This window comes from Mycobacterium sp. (assembly GCF_035570115.1).
Taxonomy (GTDB): Bacteria; Actinomycetota; Actinomycetes; order Mycobacteriales; family Mycobacteriaceae; genus Mycobacterium.
This window is the reverse complement of the sequence record NZ_DATMLH010000299.1, coordinates 1-16378: the sequence shown is the minus strand read 5'-3', so window position 1 is coordinate 16378 and position 16378 is coordinate 1. Positions and strand designations below refer to the sequence as shown.

The 16378-nt window shown below is 64.8% G+C and carries 20 protein-coding genes; 10 read left to right on the top strand and 10 right to left on the bottom strand.

Annotated features, from left to right (window positions below; genetic code table 11):
• The coding region (locus tag VNW74_RS28550; RefSeq protein ID WP_325683149.1) for an IMP dehydrogenase at nt 1-448 on the bottom strand (448 nt) is incomplete at its 3' end.
• A gap of 166 nt (nt 449-614) precedes the next feature.
• Between VNW74_RS28550 and VNW74_RS28545 the strand changes: the two genes are divergently transcribed.
• Complete coding sequence (locus VNW74_RS28545) at nt 615-1022, top strand: DUF5319 domain-containing protein (RefSeq protein ID WP_325683147.1); 408 nt, start codon at nt 615-617, stop codon at nt 1020-1022.
• A gap of 32 nt (nt 1023-1054) precedes the next feature.
• Here VNW74_RS28545 and VNW74_RS28540 read toward each other — a convergent pair whose 3' ends face one another.
• From VNW74_RS28540 to VNW74_RS28530, 3 genes are all read right to left on the bottom strand, one after another.
• Nucleotides 1055-1747, bottom strand: a complete 693-nt coding sequence (locus tag VNW74_RS28540) for an anti-sigma-D factor RsdA (RefSeq protein WP_325683145.1) — start codon at nt 1745-1747, stop codon at nt 1055-1057.
• The gene (locus VNW74_RS28535; protein ID WP_325683143.1) at nt 1740-2318 is read right to left on the bottom strand and encodes a sigma-70 family RNA polymerase sigma factor; all 579 of its coding nucleotides are present in this window, start codon (nt 2316-2318) and stop codon (nt 1740-1742) included. Before VNW74_RS28535 ends, VNW74_RS28540 begins: the two co-directional genes overlap by 8 nt.
• 92 nt (nt 2319-2410) lie before the next feature.
• Nucleotides 2411-3256, bottom strand: a complete 846-nt coding sequence (locus VNW74_RS28530) for a hypothetical protein (RefSeq protein WP_414686814.1) — start codon at nt 3254-3256, stop codon at nt 2411-2413.
• A 354-nt stretch (nt 3257-3610) separates the two neighbouring features.
• On the opposite strand from VNW74_RS28530, the gene VNW74_RS28525 reads away from it, so the two are divergent.
• Nucleotides 3611-3919 (top strand): WhiB family transcriptional regulator, encoded by a 309-nt coding sequence (locus VNW74_RS28525; protein ID WP_325683141.1) that lies wholly within the window; start codon nt 3611-3613, stop codon nt 3917-3919.
• A gap of 137 nt (nt 3920-4056) precedes the next feature.
• Nucleotides 4057-5010: a transglycosylase SLT domain-containing protein gene (locus VNW74_RS28520; protein ID WP_414686813.1), complete on the top strand. Its 954-nt coding sequence runs from the start codon at nt 4057-4059 to the stop codon at nt 5008-5010.
• A 28-nt stretch (nt 5011-5038) separates the two neighbouring features.
• On the opposite strand, the gene VNW74_RS28515 is transcribed toward VNW74_RS28520, so the two are convergent.
• On the bottom strand, nt 5039-5503 hold the full coding sequence (locus tag VNW74_RS28515) for a VOC family protein (RefSeq protein WP_325683137.1): 465 nt from the start codon (nt 5501-5503) through the stop codon (nt 5039-5041).
• Nucleotides 5500-6738 (bottom strand): alkyl sulfatase dimerization domain-containing protein, encoded by a 1239-nt coding sequence (locus tag VNW74_RS28510; protein WP_325683135.1) that lies wholly within the window; start codon nt 6736-6738, stop codon nt 5500-5502. The genes VNW74_RS28515 and VNW74_RS28510 overlap by 4 nt, the downstream gene beginning before the upstream one ends.
• Nucleotides 6739-6822: 84 nt before the next feature.
• Between VNW74_RS28510 and VNW74_RS28505 the strand changes: the two genes are divergently transcribed.
• Nucleotides 6823-7998 carry a sulfotransferase gene (locus VNW74_RS28505; RefSeq protein ID WP_325683150.1) on the top strand — a complete coding sequence of 392 codons (1176 nt, stop codon included), beginning with the start codon at nt 6823-6825 and terminating at the stop codon, nt 7996-7998.
• Nucleotides 7995-8981, top strand: coding sequence for a zinc-dependent alcohol dehydrogenase (locus VNW74_RS28500; RefSeq protein WP_325683133.1), 987 nt, complete (start codon nt 7995-7997; stop codon nt 8979-8981). Before VNW74_RS28505 ends, VNW74_RS28500 begins: the two co-directional genes overlap by 4 nt.
• Nucleotides 8982-8996: 15 nt before the next feature.
• Here the strand turns inward: VNW74_RS28500 and VNW74_RS28495 are convergent, their stop codons facing one another.
• A complete protein-coding gene (locus VNW74_RS28495; RefSeq protein WP_325683131.1) occupies nt 8997-9623 on the bottom strand; it encodes a TetR/AcrR family transcriptional regulator in 627 nt (208 codons plus the stop codon).
• Between the two features lie 97 nt (nt 9624-9720).
• Here VNW74_RS28495 and VNW74_RS28490 point away from each other — a divergent pair, with 97 nt between their 5' ends.
• From VNW74_RS28490 to VNW74_RS28475, 4 genes are all read left to right on the top strand, one after another.
• Entirely contained in the window at nt 9721-10569 is an 849-nt protein-coding gene (locus tag VNW74_RS28490; protein WP_325683129.1) for an LLM class F420-dependent oxidoreductase, read from the top strand.
• Nucleotides 10570-10684: 115 nt separating this feature from the next.
• On the top strand, nt 10685-11146 hold the full coding sequence (locus tag VNW74_RS28485) for an OsmC family protein (RefSeq protein ID WP_325683127.1): 462 nt from the start codon (nt 10685-10687) through the stop codon (nt 11144-11146).
• A 71-nt stretch (nt 11147-11217) separates the two neighbouring features.
• Nucleotides 11218-11985, top strand: coding sequence for an SDR family oxidoreductase (locus VNW74_RS28480; protein ID WP_325683125.1), 768 nt, complete (start codon nt 11218-11220; stop codon nt 11983-11985).
• A gap of 57 nt (nt 11986-12042) precedes the next feature.
• Nucleotides 12043-13224, top strand: coding sequence for an alpha/beta hydrolase (locus VNW74_RS28475; RefSeq protein ID WP_325683123.1), 1182 nt, complete (start codon nt 12043-12045; stop codon nt 13222-13224).
• Here VNW74_RS28475 and VNW74_RS28470 read toward each other — a convergent pair.
• Entirely contained in the window at nt 13218-13580 is a 363-nt protein-coding gene (locus VNW74_RS28470) for a nuclear transport factor 2 family protein (RefSeq protein ID WP_325683121.1), read from the bottom strand. The genes VNW74_RS28475 and VNW74_RS28470 overlap by 7 nt on opposite strands.
• A gap of 132 nt (nt 13581-13712) precedes the next feature.
• On the opposite strand from VNW74_RS28470, the gene VNW74_RS28465 reads away from it, so the two are divergent.
• Nucleotides 13713-14561: a MerR family transcriptional regulator gene (locus VNW74_RS28465; protein ID WP_325683119.1), complete on the top strand. Its 849-nt coding sequence runs from the start codon at nt 13713-13715 to the stop codon at nt 14559-14561.
• Between the two features lie 41 nt (nt 14562-14602).
• Here the strand turns inward: VNW74_RS28465 and VNW74_RS28460 are convergent, their stop codons facing one another.
• Both VNW74_RS28460 and VNW74_RS28455 read right to left on the bottom strand, forming a co-directional pair.
• Entirely contained in the window at nt 14603-15025 is a 423-nt protein-coding gene (locus VNW74_RS28460; protein ID WP_325683117.1) for a nitroreductase family deazaflavin-dependent oxidoreductase, read from the bottom strand.
• A gap of 279 nt (nt 15026-15304) precedes the next feature.
• Nucleotides 15305-16378 (bottom strand): ferritin-like domain-containing protein (locus VNW74_RS28455; protein ID WP_325683115.1); only part of this gene is annotated, 1074 nt, incomplete at its 5' end.

Genomic DNA, 16378 nt, shown 5'->3' with positions numbered 1-16378 from the left:
CATCGACTTCGGCCAGCGTGTTGTCCGGCCGGCAGGTGACCGGATCGGTGACCATGCCCGCCTCCGACCGCTTCACCATCTCGACCTGGCCCGCCTGTTCGGCGACCGACAGGTTGCGGTGCAGCACGCCCATGCCGCCGGCCCGGGCCATCGCGATGGCCATTCGTGACTCGGTCACGGTGTCCATCGCCGAGCTGACCAACGGCACTTTGAGCCGGATCTGCTTGGTGAGCTGGCTGGACGTATCCGCGCTGGCCGGCACCACATCTGAGGCGGCCGGCAACAGCAGGACGTCGTCGAAGGTCAATCCCAGCATCGCGACCTTGTGCGGATCGTCACCTCCGGTGGGTACCGGGTCGTCGGCGAGGCCGCCGACGCGGACGTATGGTTCGACAATCAGGTCGCCGCTGCCTTCAAGTCGGGACAAGCCAGATGACCCTAAAGACATAGCCGGGGCCCTCCCATGCGCACGCGGAGTGAGAACCTCATCCTATCGGCTCCTCACGACTCGGTCGCGACGCGCGCCGGGGGGGCGCTCACCGCGGAGCAACATGGCTGCTGGTCTGCGGGTGTAGCGCTGGCGTGATGCCCGCCCGGCTGCGTAATGTGGAACCGTGCGCGACTACCTCCCGCCGGGTTTGCCGCCCGATCCCTTTGCCGACGACCCGTGTGATCCGTCCGCGGCGCTGGACGCCGTCGAGCCGGGTCAACCGCTTGACCCCCAGGAGCGGATGGCGGTCGAAGCCGACCTGGCCGACCTCGCGGTGTACGAGGCACTGTTGGCGCACAAGGGTATTCGTGGCCTGGTGGTGTGTTGCGACGAGTGTCAGCAGGACCACTACCACGACTGGGACATGCTGCGTGCGAACCTGCTGCAGTTGTTGGTCGACGGCACCGTCCGTCCGCACGAGCCGGCCTACGATCCCGAGCCTGACGCCTACGTCACCTGGGATTATTGCCGGGGGTACGCCGATGCCTCACTCAACGAGGCGACCTCGGATACTCCGATATCACGGGAATAGCACGGCTCGCCGGTAACCAGGCGTTTCTGGCCTCAGCCACCCACCGAGTTGGGCTGCTGAACCGTCATGCTGACCGCCGGGGCCGCGCTCGGCAGTGAGCTGGGCACCACCGTCGCATTGGGATCGCGGTTGACGACCTTGGCGGTCAAAAGGTTCATCCGCTCGATCAGATCCTGTTTGCGGTCGCCGTCCTTGACCGTCTGCACCCTGTCGCTGACCGCGGCAAGTTTGTCCTGCGCCTCATCCCACTGCCCCAGCGCGATCATTTGCTCAACGCGGTCCAAATCGATATTGGCGGACTGCGTGATCCGCTCATCGTGCACCGATGGCGGCTCGCCCAACAGCTTGGTATGGACGCCGTACAGCGTGTCGCCGGGCTGAGCCCCGCCCATCATGGACACGAATCCGCCGACACCGAGCACGGTCGCGGCAATCACCCCCACCAGCGCCATCCGGTGACGGATTCGACGACGCGCCGCCAGCCCGCGATTCAGCGCCCCGAGGGCGTCGCGCTCCGAGCACAGCCCGGTCGGCGCCGGGACCCTGAGCTCGTCGCGCCAGTCCTCCAGCAGCCCGGCCAGCGCCCGCTCTCCGCTATCTCCAAACTCTGCGACGTCGCTGAACTCGACCGGCTCACGTTTGGCCAGCGCATCGAGGAACCGCTCGGCGCGGGCCACCGCGCCCGCATCGAACTGATCGAACGGCGTATGGGTTGGCTCAGACATAATCTCGCCCCGCTGCAACAATCTCGGATTTCAGCCGCGCCAAGGCGCGGTGTTGGGCTACGCGAACCGCTCCAGCGGTGCTGCCAATGGCGCTGGCGGTCTCCTCGGCGGTCAAACCGACCACAACGCGCAAGATCAGGATTTCGCGTTGCTTGTCGGGCAGAACCTTGAGCAGCTCGCTCATCCTGGAAACGGAGTCGGCTTCGATCGCCGCCTGCTCGGGACCGGCCTCGGCTGACCTGCGCTCGGGAACGGAGTCCGTGGGATATGCGAGGTCACGACCGGCTGCACGATATGCATCGGCCACCTTGTGCGCGGCGATGCCGTACACGAAGGCCAGGAACGGGCGACCGCGATCACAATAACGCGGCAACGCCATCACGGCGGCCAAGCACACCTCCTGTGCGACGTCATCAGCCGAAAGGCCGGTCCGCTCGATCGTGCCGACTCGCGCGCGGCAGTATCGGACCACGATCGGACGGATCGTCTCCAGCACTCGTCGAAGCGCGTCCCGATCACCTGCTACGGCGTCAGCTACAACAGCGTCGAGACGTTCCTCCTGGGTTGTCATCGACGGCAACATCTCCAACGTTACGAGCCGGGCATAGCCCAGCGCAGCGGCACACAGTGAAACAATAACGACACACGGCAGCGTCTGCGCTGTTACCGCCGAGCCCAGGCCCCGCCCCAGTGCTGCACTTGGCGGGCACACTCGTCGCGAATATCGCACAGCCCGGTGATCGGGCGGGTGAGACTTCCCGTGTCGACAAGGTCGACCAGCAGACAGGCCACCGCCCAACGCAGCGGCACCAGGCCCAACCGGCCGGTGAGCTCCAGCGTCTCCTCACCGACGGTCCGGGCCCGGTCGACGGCACCGGCGCTGCACAGCGCGGCGGCCAACACCACGTCGCTTTTGGCGCAGTGCCGGGCGGACACCTGCGGATGGCCCGGCTCCTCAGCGGACCCGTCGACCGAGGTCGCCGCCAATTCGACGGCGGCCTCGGCGTTCCGCACCGCGGCGGCACCGTCGCCGGCCGCCATCGCCAGCTCGGCGGCAACCCAAGCTCGGCGGACCAACAGCCGGTGCTGCGGCGCCTGCGCCACTATCGGCTCTGCCCGGCTCAGCAACGCCGCCGCGGCGGCCAGCCGACCGACGCCCAGTGCGTCGGCCGCCAGCCCGATCAGCGCATCGCCAGCAGCCTCAGGGTCGTCGCCGGCCAGCGCCAACGCACGACCGTCCCAGCCGCGCGCCAGCCCGTGCCAACCCAGCTGACGCAGAAAGGAAGCCTGGGTACTGTGCGCCAGCGAGGCAAGCCGATCCACCGGGGCAGAGCGCAGTAGCGTGGTGAGGTCGCTGCGGGCGCTGCCGTAGCGGCCCTGCCCCCCGGCGCCGACCGCGCGGAGCCATAGCTGGTGCGGTGTGCCCGCCGACGGCAGCGGCCAGCGTCCGGGCCGGTTTCCAAAGGCGGAGGCGGTGAGATCGGACTCGATTGTCGGATCGTAGGGCATATCGATCACGGCTGGCACCAGTTAAAATTGCATGGTTTCTGAGTTACACCGGTATTAAATCTGACGCAGATTATATTTATCGTGACACCGCACGACCAGCCGCGAGCTGGGATATTCCCGCATCAGACCCCGTCACCATGCATACGCTGACGAGCAGGCTCATCACGTCGATGAACTCAGGGTAAATTGTCAAGCCCCAGTTGAGCATTCGGCAGATCACCGAGTGTTGACGAAAATTCCGTAGGCCCCCTACCTTTAAGGTCGACGAGTAGTCACCGACGACCCGCTCGATTCAGTTGACGACGTACTTGATCGCAAACTGGCCTGATCTTGGGCGTGTAGAGAGGGACTTCAATGCCACAACCGGAGCAGCTACCAGGCCCCAACGCCGATATTTGGGAATGGCAATTACAAGGCCTTTGCCGTGGGGTCGATTCGTCGGTGTTCTTCCATCCGGACGGCGAGCGCGGTCGGGCCCGCTTGCAGCGTGAGCGGCGGGCGAAGGAGATGTGCCGCCAGTGCCCGGTACTGGCACAGTGCCGGGCTCATGCTCTGGAAGTCGGCGAGCCGTACGGCATCTGGGGCGGACTCTCAGAGACCGAGCGTGAGCTGCTGCTCAAGCATGAGATAGGCCGCACGCGCAGCATCCGTCGCACCGCCTAGTCCAATCCGACCAGCCGGTCTACCGGAAAACCCCGCCCTGGCGAACCAGGGCGGGGTTTTTTCACGATGCGGCGGCGAACGTGGCATCTGATACGAAAGACTCGCTACCGATGAGGCAGTCGACGGAAGTGAACACCGTGAGCCGTAACCGTAGAGTCGTCGCCCCGCTTGTTCTCGCCGTGATCCTGTTCGCACTCGCCGGCTGTACAGCGCCGACGGCGCCGCCGACCGCGATGAAGGTGGCGACCTCAACCGCGACGACCACGGCCGCCACACCGCTCGCGTCAACGATGCCCGCCGCGCCGAGCGCTCCCATGGGCGCGCAGCCTCAGCTGGCGTCAGACCCGGCGCAGCTGGCCGACGACTTGGTCGCCGACGAGCAAGCGCTGCGTAACGGGTCGACGCCGGAGGGAGCGCTGGCGGCGGCAGCGCGTCGCCAGCAGGCGGCTTACCGGGCCATCGGGCGGCACCCGGAATGGGACTCGAGTACGCGCCCGCGAATCCCGCCCTCGTTACTGGACGTGTATGACCGCAACGTCGACGCCCGTCGACAGCTCACCGCGATCACACCCGCAAGAACGACGCTGCCCGCATGGCGCGTTGACCCACCTGCTCCGGCGGACGAACTGCTCGGCTACTACCACCAGGCGGAGTCGGAATCCGGCGTCGGCTGGAGCTACCTTGCCGCGATCAACCTCGTCGAGACCCGATTCGGCAGCATCAACGGCGCGAGCACCGCCGGCGCGCAGGGACCGATGCAGTTCTTGCCCGCGACATTCGCCAGCTATGGCCAGGGCGGCGATATCCACTCGCCCCGCGACAGCATCATGGCAGCGGGCCGCTATCTCGCCGCCAACGGATTTGCCAACGATCGTGATCACGCCATCTACCGGTACAACCACGCCAACGAATACGTGCGGGCGGTCAACCAATACGCGGCGCTGATTGCTGCCGATCCCGCTGCGTTCGCCGGCTACTACCGGTGGGACGTCTACTGCGCCACGACCGCGGGCGACGTGTTGCTGCCCATCGGTTACGCCGCGACCTCGCCGATACCGGTAGGGGACTATCTGGCGACCCACCCGCAGTAGCTCATGGGCGCAGTTGTGGGACGGTGAGTCACTTTGTCGCGGTGCTCGCCGTCGCCCACCAATAGGCAATGAATGGTTCCATGTTGCGGCTGACCAGTTCGATGCGCGGTCCAACGGAACCCTTGGCGTATGCCCACAGCAATGTGCCGGAACCGTCGGGGTTGTAGGACTTCACCTCGATAGCGAGGCCGTTGGATTCCAGGGTGGCCACGTCGGATTCGACGTCGTCGGACCAATAGCCGACGTGGTGGACGCCGGAGTCTGCGGGAGTCCACACAGTGCCCGCGACGGTCTGCAGCAGCTCGAGCCGGGGTTCGGCGCCTGAGTAGACCATCTTCATCGGAATGGTCACGTCGCCATCGGGGGTGACCACCTCTTGGTCGACGCTGACGACGTCGGTCCAGGTGTAGCCCGCCACCTTCTGCAGCCAGTCCATGGTCGCCTCGAGGTCGTCGACGACGATGCCGGTGTGATAGAGGTTTTCGGCCTTCACTGGTCCTCCCTGACCCCTTCTTGCGCCGAGGCGCTACTCACTTCTTGTTCCAGCCATTGCACTTCGCTGTGGTTCTCCCGGCCGCTATCGGCCAGAAGCCGTTTCAAAGCCTGACGTTTTACGCCCAAACCGTCGGGGTCGGCCGGGGAATGCGACAGGACGATGTCGGTCAGGTGCAGCGCCTGAAGGGGTCGGCCCCCCTTGACATGGGCGGCGGCTCGCTCGGTCAGCGCGGCGGTGCCACCGACCAGGTCCACGACGTCCGACCACACCGACGACGCCGGCACGTCGTAGAGCTCGGTAGTGGACTCGTAGCGAAACCAGCCCACGTGCTCTTCCCAGATCGCCCGGACAATCCAGCTGACCTTGCCGTGTACCTGGGGAAGCACCAGCTCGGGCGGGAGCGTGACGTCGCGCATCAAAGTCCACAGGTTGGCGCCGGAGTTCATGCCGTCGATGGTGCGGTCGCGAAGGTAGGCCGTCGCGTCACGCACCTTGGTCATCGTCGCCGCGATCTCGTCCGCGCCGTGGAATACATCGTGCCCGTTGATCAGCGTTTCCGGTTGCAGTGCGATCACCCGGTCGACCGAGTGCATGAACGTCATGGCGCTGCGGGTCTTGTCGCCCCGCAGCGTGTACAGGTTGGGGACGTGCCCGAAGAACGGCCCCATCAGGTTGCCGATGAACACGGTCCGGTGTTCGGGCATCCACACCACCAGGGCGTCGGTGGTCTCCCCACCAGGCGTGGAGTACAGCTCGAACTGCCGACCCCCGAGTTCGAACGCGTAGGTGTCGATGAACGACTCGGTGAGCACCGGCTCTGCTGGGAGCGCGGCCGCCGCGGTTTCGACGTCGATGAAGGCACCCCACAGCTTCATGATCCGCCGCACGTAGAAGGGGTGCAGGTGGCGCCAGTACTCGCGAACGTCCGGATGGTTGGCTTGCGCGATCGTTTCGACCCCGGGCTGGTTGAACAGGTTCCACCCGCTGACGTGGTCGGGGTGGCCCTGGGTGAAAGTGATTACTCGTAACGGGCCGTTGCTGATTCGCGCGAACCGGGCCTTGATCTCCGACGCCTCGAAGTCGGTTCCGGTGTTGATAATCAGGTCGCCGCCTGAGGTCGTTACCAGATAACTGTTGGCGATGTTCCTGGACATGAAGATGCCGTCACCGAGGTCGACGGCGTCTTGGGCGCCCTCCCCCTGTTTGACCAGTTCGTCCAGCGATGGCGACACGGGAGACCTCCGAGCTTTGCTTGATTCCGCCCCAACCTAACATTTGTTCTCTACAGGCGTATAGCATCCCTTGACGTGACGTCCATGCGCTCACGGTCTGCCTCAGCCGTCGACGAGCTCGTCACACGCGCGTGCGAACAAGCGGGCCTCGACGATTTTGGCGGCGACTCTTGGCGCGAGGGCCTGACGGTGTTGGTCGCATCTTGCGAGTCGGCGCCGGGCGTGAACCCCGGTGGACGCGAGTTCGTCTACGGCCAGTTCATCGCCGCAATGTGGAACCGGCTACGCCTGGTCGACTATGTCAAGCACCACCCCGAAGTTCTCGACGAGCACGTCCAACGTCCGTTGGTCGTGCTCGGTCTGCCACGTACGGGCACATCGCTGGCCAGCTATCTACTGGATCAGGATCCGCTGCGACGCTCGCTGTTGACGTGGGAGGCCGAGGACTCGGTGCCCCCGGCCACGCCGGAAACGCTGCGGACCGATCCGCGCTGCCTGAAGAAGAAGGCCGAACTCGAGGTGCTTGCTGAGGGACTCAAGGCAGCCAACATTCCGCTTGTCCATTGGGACGAGGCCGACGGGCCGACGGAATGTGTGTTTGTGCAAAACCAAGACTTCAAAGCGTACCTGTGGGAGGCGTTTATGCCCACTGCCTCATACGCCGATTGGTTGCTGCGGACCGACATGTCGAGTGCCTACGCGTATGAGCGAATGGTGTTGCAGGTACTGCAGTCTCGCGCGCCGGGCACCTGGTCGCTGAAGATGCCGTCGCACGCGGTGCACATCGAGACTCTTCTGGCGACCTATCCCGACGTGCGGATGGTGTGGGCGCACCGAGATCCGTTCAAGTCAACCGCTTCGTTCCTGCGGCTAAATTACCTGTCTCGCGCGGCAACGGGTGCCGACATCGACGTCGGCGTCACCGTGGCGAATGTATTGCGCCAGTTGAAGGAACACGTTGACCGTCCGCTGGCTACGAGGCGGCGGATCGGTGACGATCGATTCTTCGACCTGCACTATGCCGACCTGATGCGTGACCCGGTCGCTGTGATGCGGGCGCTCTACGACTGGGCCGGTGACGACCTGAGCGCGTCGACCGAGCAGGCGATGCTCGAATGGCTCGACGTTCATCCGCAGGACCGCCACGGGGTCGCACCGTACTCGCTGGATGGGTCGGGCGTGACCCGCGCCGATCTCGAGCCGATCTTCGATGAATACCTTTCGGTGTTCGACATTGAGCTAGAGGGAGACAAGCGATGAAGGCCGCCGTGACAACCGAAGACAAGGACTCCGGAGGCTTCGAGGTCGTCGAACTTCCCGATCCCACCCCAGAGCCTGGCGAGTTGGTCATCCGCGTCAAGGCGTGCGGGGTATGCGGGTCCGACATCAAGGCTCAGCCCTTCGCGCCGGCCGGGATGGTGATGGGCCACGAACTGGGCGGCGAAGTTGTCGCCGTCGGGGCACACGCTGATGGCTGGAGTGAGGGAACCAACGTCGCTGTGCTGCCGGTCATTTCGTGTGGATCGTGCCGGTATTGTCGAGCCGGCCTGGTATCGCACTGCCCGAAGGCGCGCTACATCGGGATGGGTCCAGCGGGCGGATTCGCCGAGTACGCTTCCGCTCCCGGTGACCATTGCTTCGCGTTCCCCACAGATCTACCCGCGGACTATTCGGCCCTGGTGGAGCCATTCGCCGTCGGCTTGCACGGTGTCCACAGCGCCGAGATCGGGCCGGGCGACGACGTACTTGTCGTCGGTGCGGGTGGGGTTGGTCTGACCACCCTTGTCTGGGCGCTGCACAAGGGCGGCGGCCGTGTCACGGTGGCAGATCCCGATCCGCGGCGGCGTGATTCAGCGAGTTCGATGGGCGCCACCGACGTGCTCGTATCCGTGTCCGAGGCCGAACCTGGGGCTTATGACGCCGTCGTCGAGTGCGTCGGACGCCCCGAGCTTGTGCAGGCCTGCCAGCCTGCACTGCGGCCACGGGGTCGCCTGGTCGTTTCCGGGGCCTGCGCTGAGCCGACCGCCATCGAACCCATCACGGCGCTGCTCAAGGAACTCACCGTCCGGTACTCCGTCGCCTACTCGATCGACGAATTCCGCGAGGTCCTCGGCGCATTCAGCCACGGGGACATCGACCCGGCCCCCACGATCGGGCCGACATTCGGACTGGACCAGGTCGCCGAAGCTTTCGCTGCCGTCCGCGACGTGCAGGCGCAAGGCCGGGTGTCGGTGAGGCCATGACCGCCGCCAGGGTGCCTAAGGCTTCTTCCCAACGTGGTCAGCGGCCACCCCGGCGATCACCGAATGCAGATATTGTTCCAGGCTTTTGGCGCTGTCCATGTCGGTCAGTCCGTACGCCAGCCGGAGGAGAAATCCACCCAGGAAGGTGACCACGGCGAATGCCTGCGCCTTGACCAGTTCCCGATCGGGTGGTGCGCCAACGGGTTGGGCCTGTGCGACGGCCGCTTCGCTGATGGCGACGAACTGATCCATCAGACCGTCGAAAACCACCCCGAGGCTGGGGTCTCGAGAGGCGATCATCATGAGCTCGAACCGAGCCCGCGCCCGCGAACGCTCCGGCTCGACTGCGGTACGCATAGCCTGGACAGCGAGCGTTGAAAGCAGGGAATCGACTTCGCCGCCCCCCGTCGCATCTAACGCCGCAGTGAAATCGGCTACATCAAGTTCGACCACTCGGTCCATCGCAGCGCGAAGCAATGCCGCCCTGGTCTGGTAGTAGAAGGACGTGCTTCCCTCGGCGAAGCCCGCGTGCCGGTCGACGCTGCGGTGGGTCAGCCCGCGCGCGCCGTCCGCTGCCAGTATTGCGATTGCCGCGTCGCAGAGGTCACGGCGCCGCTGCTCAGCTTTGGTTTTTCTTTCCATTTCAATTGGGACAGTTTATCGAGGTCGGCGGCAGCGAACGCCAAGAAATCTCGCCTGCGGCGGAATAGCGGCGCGCCGTGGAAGGGTTGCAACGGCAATGAGCGCACCAGATACCAGCACAAGCAACCTCGGCCGATTCGGCTACTTCGGACTCGGCGCCAGCCCCACCCAGGCTCGGGAAATCGAACAGCTAGGCTACGGCACGATTTGGATCGGCGGTTCACCACCGGCCGAATTGTCCTTCGTTGAGCCACTTTTGGAGTCGACCACCACGCTGAAGGTGGCCACCGGAATCGTCAACATCTGGACGGCGGCCGCCAAGCCCGTCGCCGAGTCGTTCCACCGCATCAACACCGCCTACCCGGGCCGCTTCGTGCTCGGCGTCGGGGTCGGCCATCCCGAAGCCGAAGCGCAATACCGCAAGCCCTACGACGCGCTGGTGTCATACCTCGACGAACTCGACGAATACGGCGTACCTGCCGATCAACGCGTGCTCGCCGCGCTCGGTCCGCGGGTGCTGAAGCTGTCGGCCGAACGCGCCGCCGGGGCTCACCCGGCCAACGCGACGCCCGAGCACACCGCACAGGCCCGCTCGATCATCGGGCCGAACGCACTCTTGGCGCCCGCGCACAACGTGGTACTGAGCAGCGACGCCGAAGAGGCGCGCGCGATCGGCCGCAACACGCTGGCCCATTACCTCGGCCTGAGCAACTATGTCAGCAATTGGAAGCGGCTGGGTTTCACCGACGACGACGTCACTCCGCCCGGCAGCGACAAGCTCATCGACGCCGTGGTCGCGCACGGCACTCCTGACGACATCGCCACGCGGTTGGGCGAGCATCTGAGTGCCGGCGCCAACCATGTCGCGATCCTGGTGTACGGCGGGCCGGAAAAGGTGTTGCCGACACTGTCCGAACTCGCGGGGCCGCTTGGCCTATCACGTTAACGGTCCAATAGCCCCGGGTGCCGCCGCAACGGTGCCACGATGGCGTCGGTGACGCGCAGACGTGGGACGATCCGATCCGGCGTTGTTCGGCGTTCAAACCGTCAAGGAGAGTGGCATGACGACGGACCAAGCTGGCCATGACGTGGGGGCGTCCGAGGGAACCGTGACCGTCACCGAGGCCGGTACGGGGACTTACACGCAGCAGATCACCGCCGGGCACCACCAGCTCGTCGCCGACGAGCCAAAGCCGATCGGCGACGACGCCGGGCCGACACCCTACGATCTGCTCCTGGCCGCGCTCGGCGCATGTACCTCCATGACGGTGCGGATGTATGCCAACCGCAAGGGCTGGCCGCTCAAGCAAGTTCGAGTGACGTTGCGGCACTCGCGTATTCACGCGCAAGACTGCGCCGACTGCGAAACGCGCATCGGCTGGATCGATCATATTGATCGCGACATCGAACTGGAAGGCGACCTCGACGACACTCAACGGCAACGGTTACTGAACATCGCCGAACGTTGCCCGGTTCATCAGACCCTGACCTCAGAGGTCGATGTCGCCACATCCTTACGCTAGAAAGCGGATCACCCGCGGTGCCCGTGACGTTATCGTTTCCCGTGGGCCGCCGCGAAGGGTTGTGAGCGAAAGTGAACATAGTGAGTCTCTTTGAGCTGCATGGCAAGAACGCTTTGGTGACGGGCGCCTCCAGCGGTATCGGCAAGCAAGTGGCGCTGGCGTACGCGCAAGCCGGGGCCGTAGTGGCGATCACGGCCCGACATCAGGACCCGCTGCAGGAACTGGCCGCAGAGATCGTTGCCGGTGGCGGGAGGGCGCTCCCCATCACCTGCGATGTCACTCAACCCGAGCAGGTGGCCACCATGGTGAACCGGATCGACGAGGAGTTGGGCGGGATCGACATCGCGGTGTGCAACGCGGGGATTATCGCCCTCAACAGCCTGCTGGACATGCCGCTGGAGGAGTTCCAGCGCATCCAGGACACCAATGTCAACGGTGTCTTCCTCACCGCACAGGCGGCGGCGAAGGCCATGGTCGCCCAGCAACGCGCCGGCACCATCATCACCACGGCATCGATGTCGGGCCACATCATCAACACCCCGCAGCAGGTAGGCCACTACTGCGCCTCGAAGGCAGCGGTCATTCACCTGACCAAGGCTATGGCGGTGGAGTTCGCGCCCTACAACATCCGGGTCAACAGCGTCAGCCCCGGCTACATCCTTACCGAATTGGTGGAGCCCTTAGCCGAGTATCACGCGTTGTGGGAACCCAAGATCCCGCTCGGACGCTTGGGCCGGCCCGAGGAACTCATCGGCATATACCTCTATCTCGCGAGCGACGCGTCGAGCTATATGACCGGCTCCGACATCGTGATCGACGGCGGCTACACCTGCTGGTGAGTGGCCGGGCTCTCGCGGACTTCGGAGACCCGCGCCACAATGATCTATCCCTCCCACATGGAGCTCATCACCATGCCCCTCGCGCCGCTTGATACTCGCCACCTACCGGACGGCGTGCACTCCCGCTTCGTCGATGGCGTCAACGGCCTTCGCATGCATGTCCTCGAGGCCGGCCAGCAGAAGCCGGGCCAGCCCTTGTTGCTCCTTCTGCACGGCTTTCCCGAACTCGCCTACTCCTGGCGCAAGGTCATGGTTCCGCTCGCTGAGTTCGGCTACCACGTCGTCGCGCCGGATCAGCGCGGCTACGGTCGCACCACAGGCTGGAGCCCGACCTACGACCAGGATCTGCGCCCCTACTCGATGCTGAATCTGGCTCGGGATGCGGTGGCGCTCACGTTCGCGCTGGGTTACCGGCGGGCGGCGGCCGTCATCGGTCACGATTTCGGCTCTCCCGTCGCGTCGTGGTGCGCTCTGACCCGGCCGGACGTCTACCAGCGGTGTGCCATCCTCAGCGCGCCGTTCGCGGGGCCGCCAAGGCTACCGTTCGGCACCGCAGCCCCAGGCTCACAACGCGCCGAGCCGGGCAACACTACGGGGGACGTCGAAGCTGACCTGGGTCGGTTGCCGCGCCCGCGCAAGCACTACCAGCGCTACTACACAACCAGGCCCGCCAACGACGACATGTGGCGCGCCCCAGAGGGTGTGGGCACATTTCTGCGCGCCTACTTCCATTACAAAAGCGCCGACTGGGAGGGGAACAAGCCTCATCCGCTCGCGAATTTCTCAGCCGACGAGCTGGCGAAGATGCCGACCTATTACGTGATGGACCGCGACCAAACGATGGCCGAGACCGTGCGCCCCTTCGCGCCATCGGCGACTGAGATCGTCGGTAATCGGTGGCTGCCGGACGCCGAGATCGCTGTCTACGCTGAAGAATACGAGCGCACCGGGTTTCAGGGTGCCCTCAATTGGTACAGGGCCATCCTGGATCCGCATGTTGTTGCGGACCTGGCCCTGTTCTCGGGCAAGGTAATTGACGTGCCTTCGATGTTTATCGCCGGCCAAAGCGACTGGGGCACATATCAGACGCCTGGTGCCCTGGAGATCATGCGCGAACGGGCCTTTACCCACATGACGGGCGTGCACCTGGTGCCCGGCGCCGGGCACTGGGTGCAGCAGGAGCAGCCCGAGTCCGTCGTCGAACACCTGCAGGCACTGCTTGCCATCGCCAGTCAGTAGTCGGCGGGCTGGTTGAAGACGATGACAAGACTGACGATCTTTCCGTCACGCACGCCGAAGTAGTTCGTCAGAACAAGATCGTCGGGCAGGTTGGTCCGGTCGAAGGTACCGTCGTAGGCTCCGCGCAATACCGTATCGCCGTGATGATTGAGCACCTCGCGAACCTCAATCCTCACCTTGTCACCGACTATCTCTTTGGCCACCCAGCGGCGGATGGCGTCGATTCCGACGAATTCGCGGTGGTTGTCGTTGACGTAGGCATCCTCGGCGAATGTGGCGACGATGCGATCGATGTCGCCGGCGTTAACCGCGTCGATGTGGTCGGCGACGATCCCTACCAGATCGGTCTTGTTCATGCTCTCGTCTCCCAATTCGTGGCTGACCAGTGTTGCAGCCGGTGATTACACAATGCGCGCTGACACCGTGGACGAGTCAAGGCTCGCGCGGGGCGTGAGTCTCCCCCCAGGGGAGAGTGCACACTTGGGGGCATGAGTTCGCCCGCGATTTTGGCAATCGGGGACTTCTCCCGTGCGACGCAGCTGAGCGTGAAGATGCTGCGCCACTACCACCAGATCGGGCTGCTCGAGCCCGTCGATGTTGATCGTGCCACCGGCTACCGCCGCTACAGCACCGCCCAGATCGCGACGGCACAGATCATTCGCCGCTTCCGGGCTCTCGAAATGCCACTCGACGAGATCCGTACCGTCATGAGCACCACCGACCTTCGTCTACGCAACGAACTGATCAACGCCCACCTCATGCGGCTGGAATCCCAACTCGCGCAAACCGAACGGGCGGTTGAGTCGCTGCGCGAGCTGCTTCAGCCCGGGCCCGCTCTCGAAGGCCGAATAGGTTACCGCAGAGTCGAAGCGGCCGAGGCGGTCGCGATCAGCGAGGTGATCGACGCGCGTGATGCGATGACGTGGCTCCGGGGAGCGCTGGCCGAGCTGTATGCCAACCTGACCGCTCAACGCGCGCGCATCTGTGGCCCGGCCGGCGGCATTTTCGCCGACGAGCTGTTCACCCGTGAACGAGGAATGGCAACCGTTTTCGTCCCGTTCGCCGGTGATATCCGCCCCACCGGGCGGCTCACTGAACTGGTCGTACCCTCCGCCGAACTAGCCACCGTGGTACACGCCGGCTCCCACCTCGACATCGACCTGGCCTACGGCGCACTGGGCGTTCACGTCGCCCAACACGCCATCACCATCGACGAGCCCATTCGCGAGTACTACCTCGTCGGTCCTCAAGACACCGGTGATGAAACGGCCTGGCGCACCGAGATTGGCTGGCCGGTCTTTCACACCACCACTCCCGAAACCGGCTCGCCCACATAGCGCCACATTCGCCCGACTTCGTCGTTTTCGCGTTTACCGTGTCACCCCAAGACGAAGACCGGGATCTTCCGTGTCGTCAGCGACTGCAATTCGATGTAGTGCGGGTAAGCTTCGGTCGCCCTCTGCCACCATTCTTCTCGCTCGGCCCCATGAACCTCGCGGGCCGTCAGCTCGAACACTTTGTCGCCGTCCTGCGCCGTGACCTTCGGGTTAGCCCGGAGGTTGTAGACCCAGGAGGGGTTCTGCGGGCTCCCGCCGAGGGAACCAATCATGGCGTAGCGCCCGTGCTTCTCCACCCGCATCAGCGGCACGTACCGCTTCTGCCCGGACTTCGCACCCGTCACCGTGAAAAGGACGACGGGGCGATCTTGGATCACGACCCCGTCCGTAGTGCCTTGTGCCAGTATTTGTTCGGTCTGCTCTCGCACCCAATCGGTGGGGCTGAGCTGTACTTGATCCGTCATGCCCGGCTCAACATCTCGGTATACCTGGCCATTCCCGCCGCCCGGGCTCAGCATGATGAGGAAGTCCCAACTCGCAGCTCACAAGGCCGAGGGTCGAACCCTTCGGCCCGGATCGCTTCGTCACAGCCATGCGCCGTCCCCGCCGCGACACGTAAACCTCTGCGACGACACGCCGAGAACGCCCGCAATGGCTGCAGTCTCGACGAAATCGAAGGAGCCCATCGCGATGGGAAGTATTTTCGACTGTCGATTGGTCTCCTCGCCAAACCGGACATTGGGTTAGCTCGCGCCCGCCGCGATCACCTCGTCCACCTCGAGGGCTCGGCCGGCCATCTCGGCGTGTGCCTTGTCCAGCGCGTCGGCTTGATCCTCATCGGCCTTCATCAGCGCCTCGATGTCGAAGCCGGCCATGTCGAGTACACCCATGTCCCTGAAGGCCTTCTGTACCTTGTCGCCCCACAACCCGATGTCCTTGACGATCGGCACGATGCGGCTGAACAGGTGCGAGCGAAACTGGATCATCAGCGGCGACGTGTCGACCCACTCGGCACACGCTTGGACGTCCATGCCGAGGGTCTCGAAGACCTCCTCGCCGCGGAACCGGTCGCGCATCAGGTAACAGGCGTCCACGACGAACTCTTCACGCTCGTCCCGCTCGGCCTCGGTCAGCGCGGAATAGTAGTCCTTCAACGAGATTCGGCCGAAGGCGACGTGCCTGGCCTCGTCCTGCATGACGTACGCCAGCACCTTCTTGGCCAGCGAATCCTGCGCCGACATGTCCCGCAGCACCCCGAAGGCGGCGAGTGCGAGCCCTTCGATAAGGACCTGCATGCCGAGGTAGGGCATGTCCCAGCGCGAGTCGCGCAGGGTGTCGTCCAGCAGTGCGGTCAGGTGCTTGTTGATCGGGTAGACCAAGTCGACCTTCTCCTGCAGGAATCGCGAGAACGCCTCGACGTGCCGGGCCTCGTCCATGGTCTGGGTGGCCGCGTAGAACTTCGCGTCCAGGTCCGGGACGACCTCGACGATCTTGGCCGCGCACACCATCGCACCCTGCTCGCCGTGCAGGAACTGCGACAGCTGCCAGGCCTGGAAGTGCTGCCGCATCTCGGCGTGACGTGCGTCGTCTGCGGCGTCCCACATCGGGCTGCCGAACAGCGGATGGAACTCGTCAGGCAGCCCGATCGGGTTCATCGGGTCGACGTCTTGCGCCCAGTCGATGCGCGACTGGGCATCCCACTGCTTGTCCTTTCCCTTTTGGTATAGGGAAAGGAGCCGGGCGCGCCCGTCGTCGTACTCCCACGTGAAGCGCGCGTCGCCGGCACTGGCGACCTCCCACGAGTAGGGCGCGGGCAC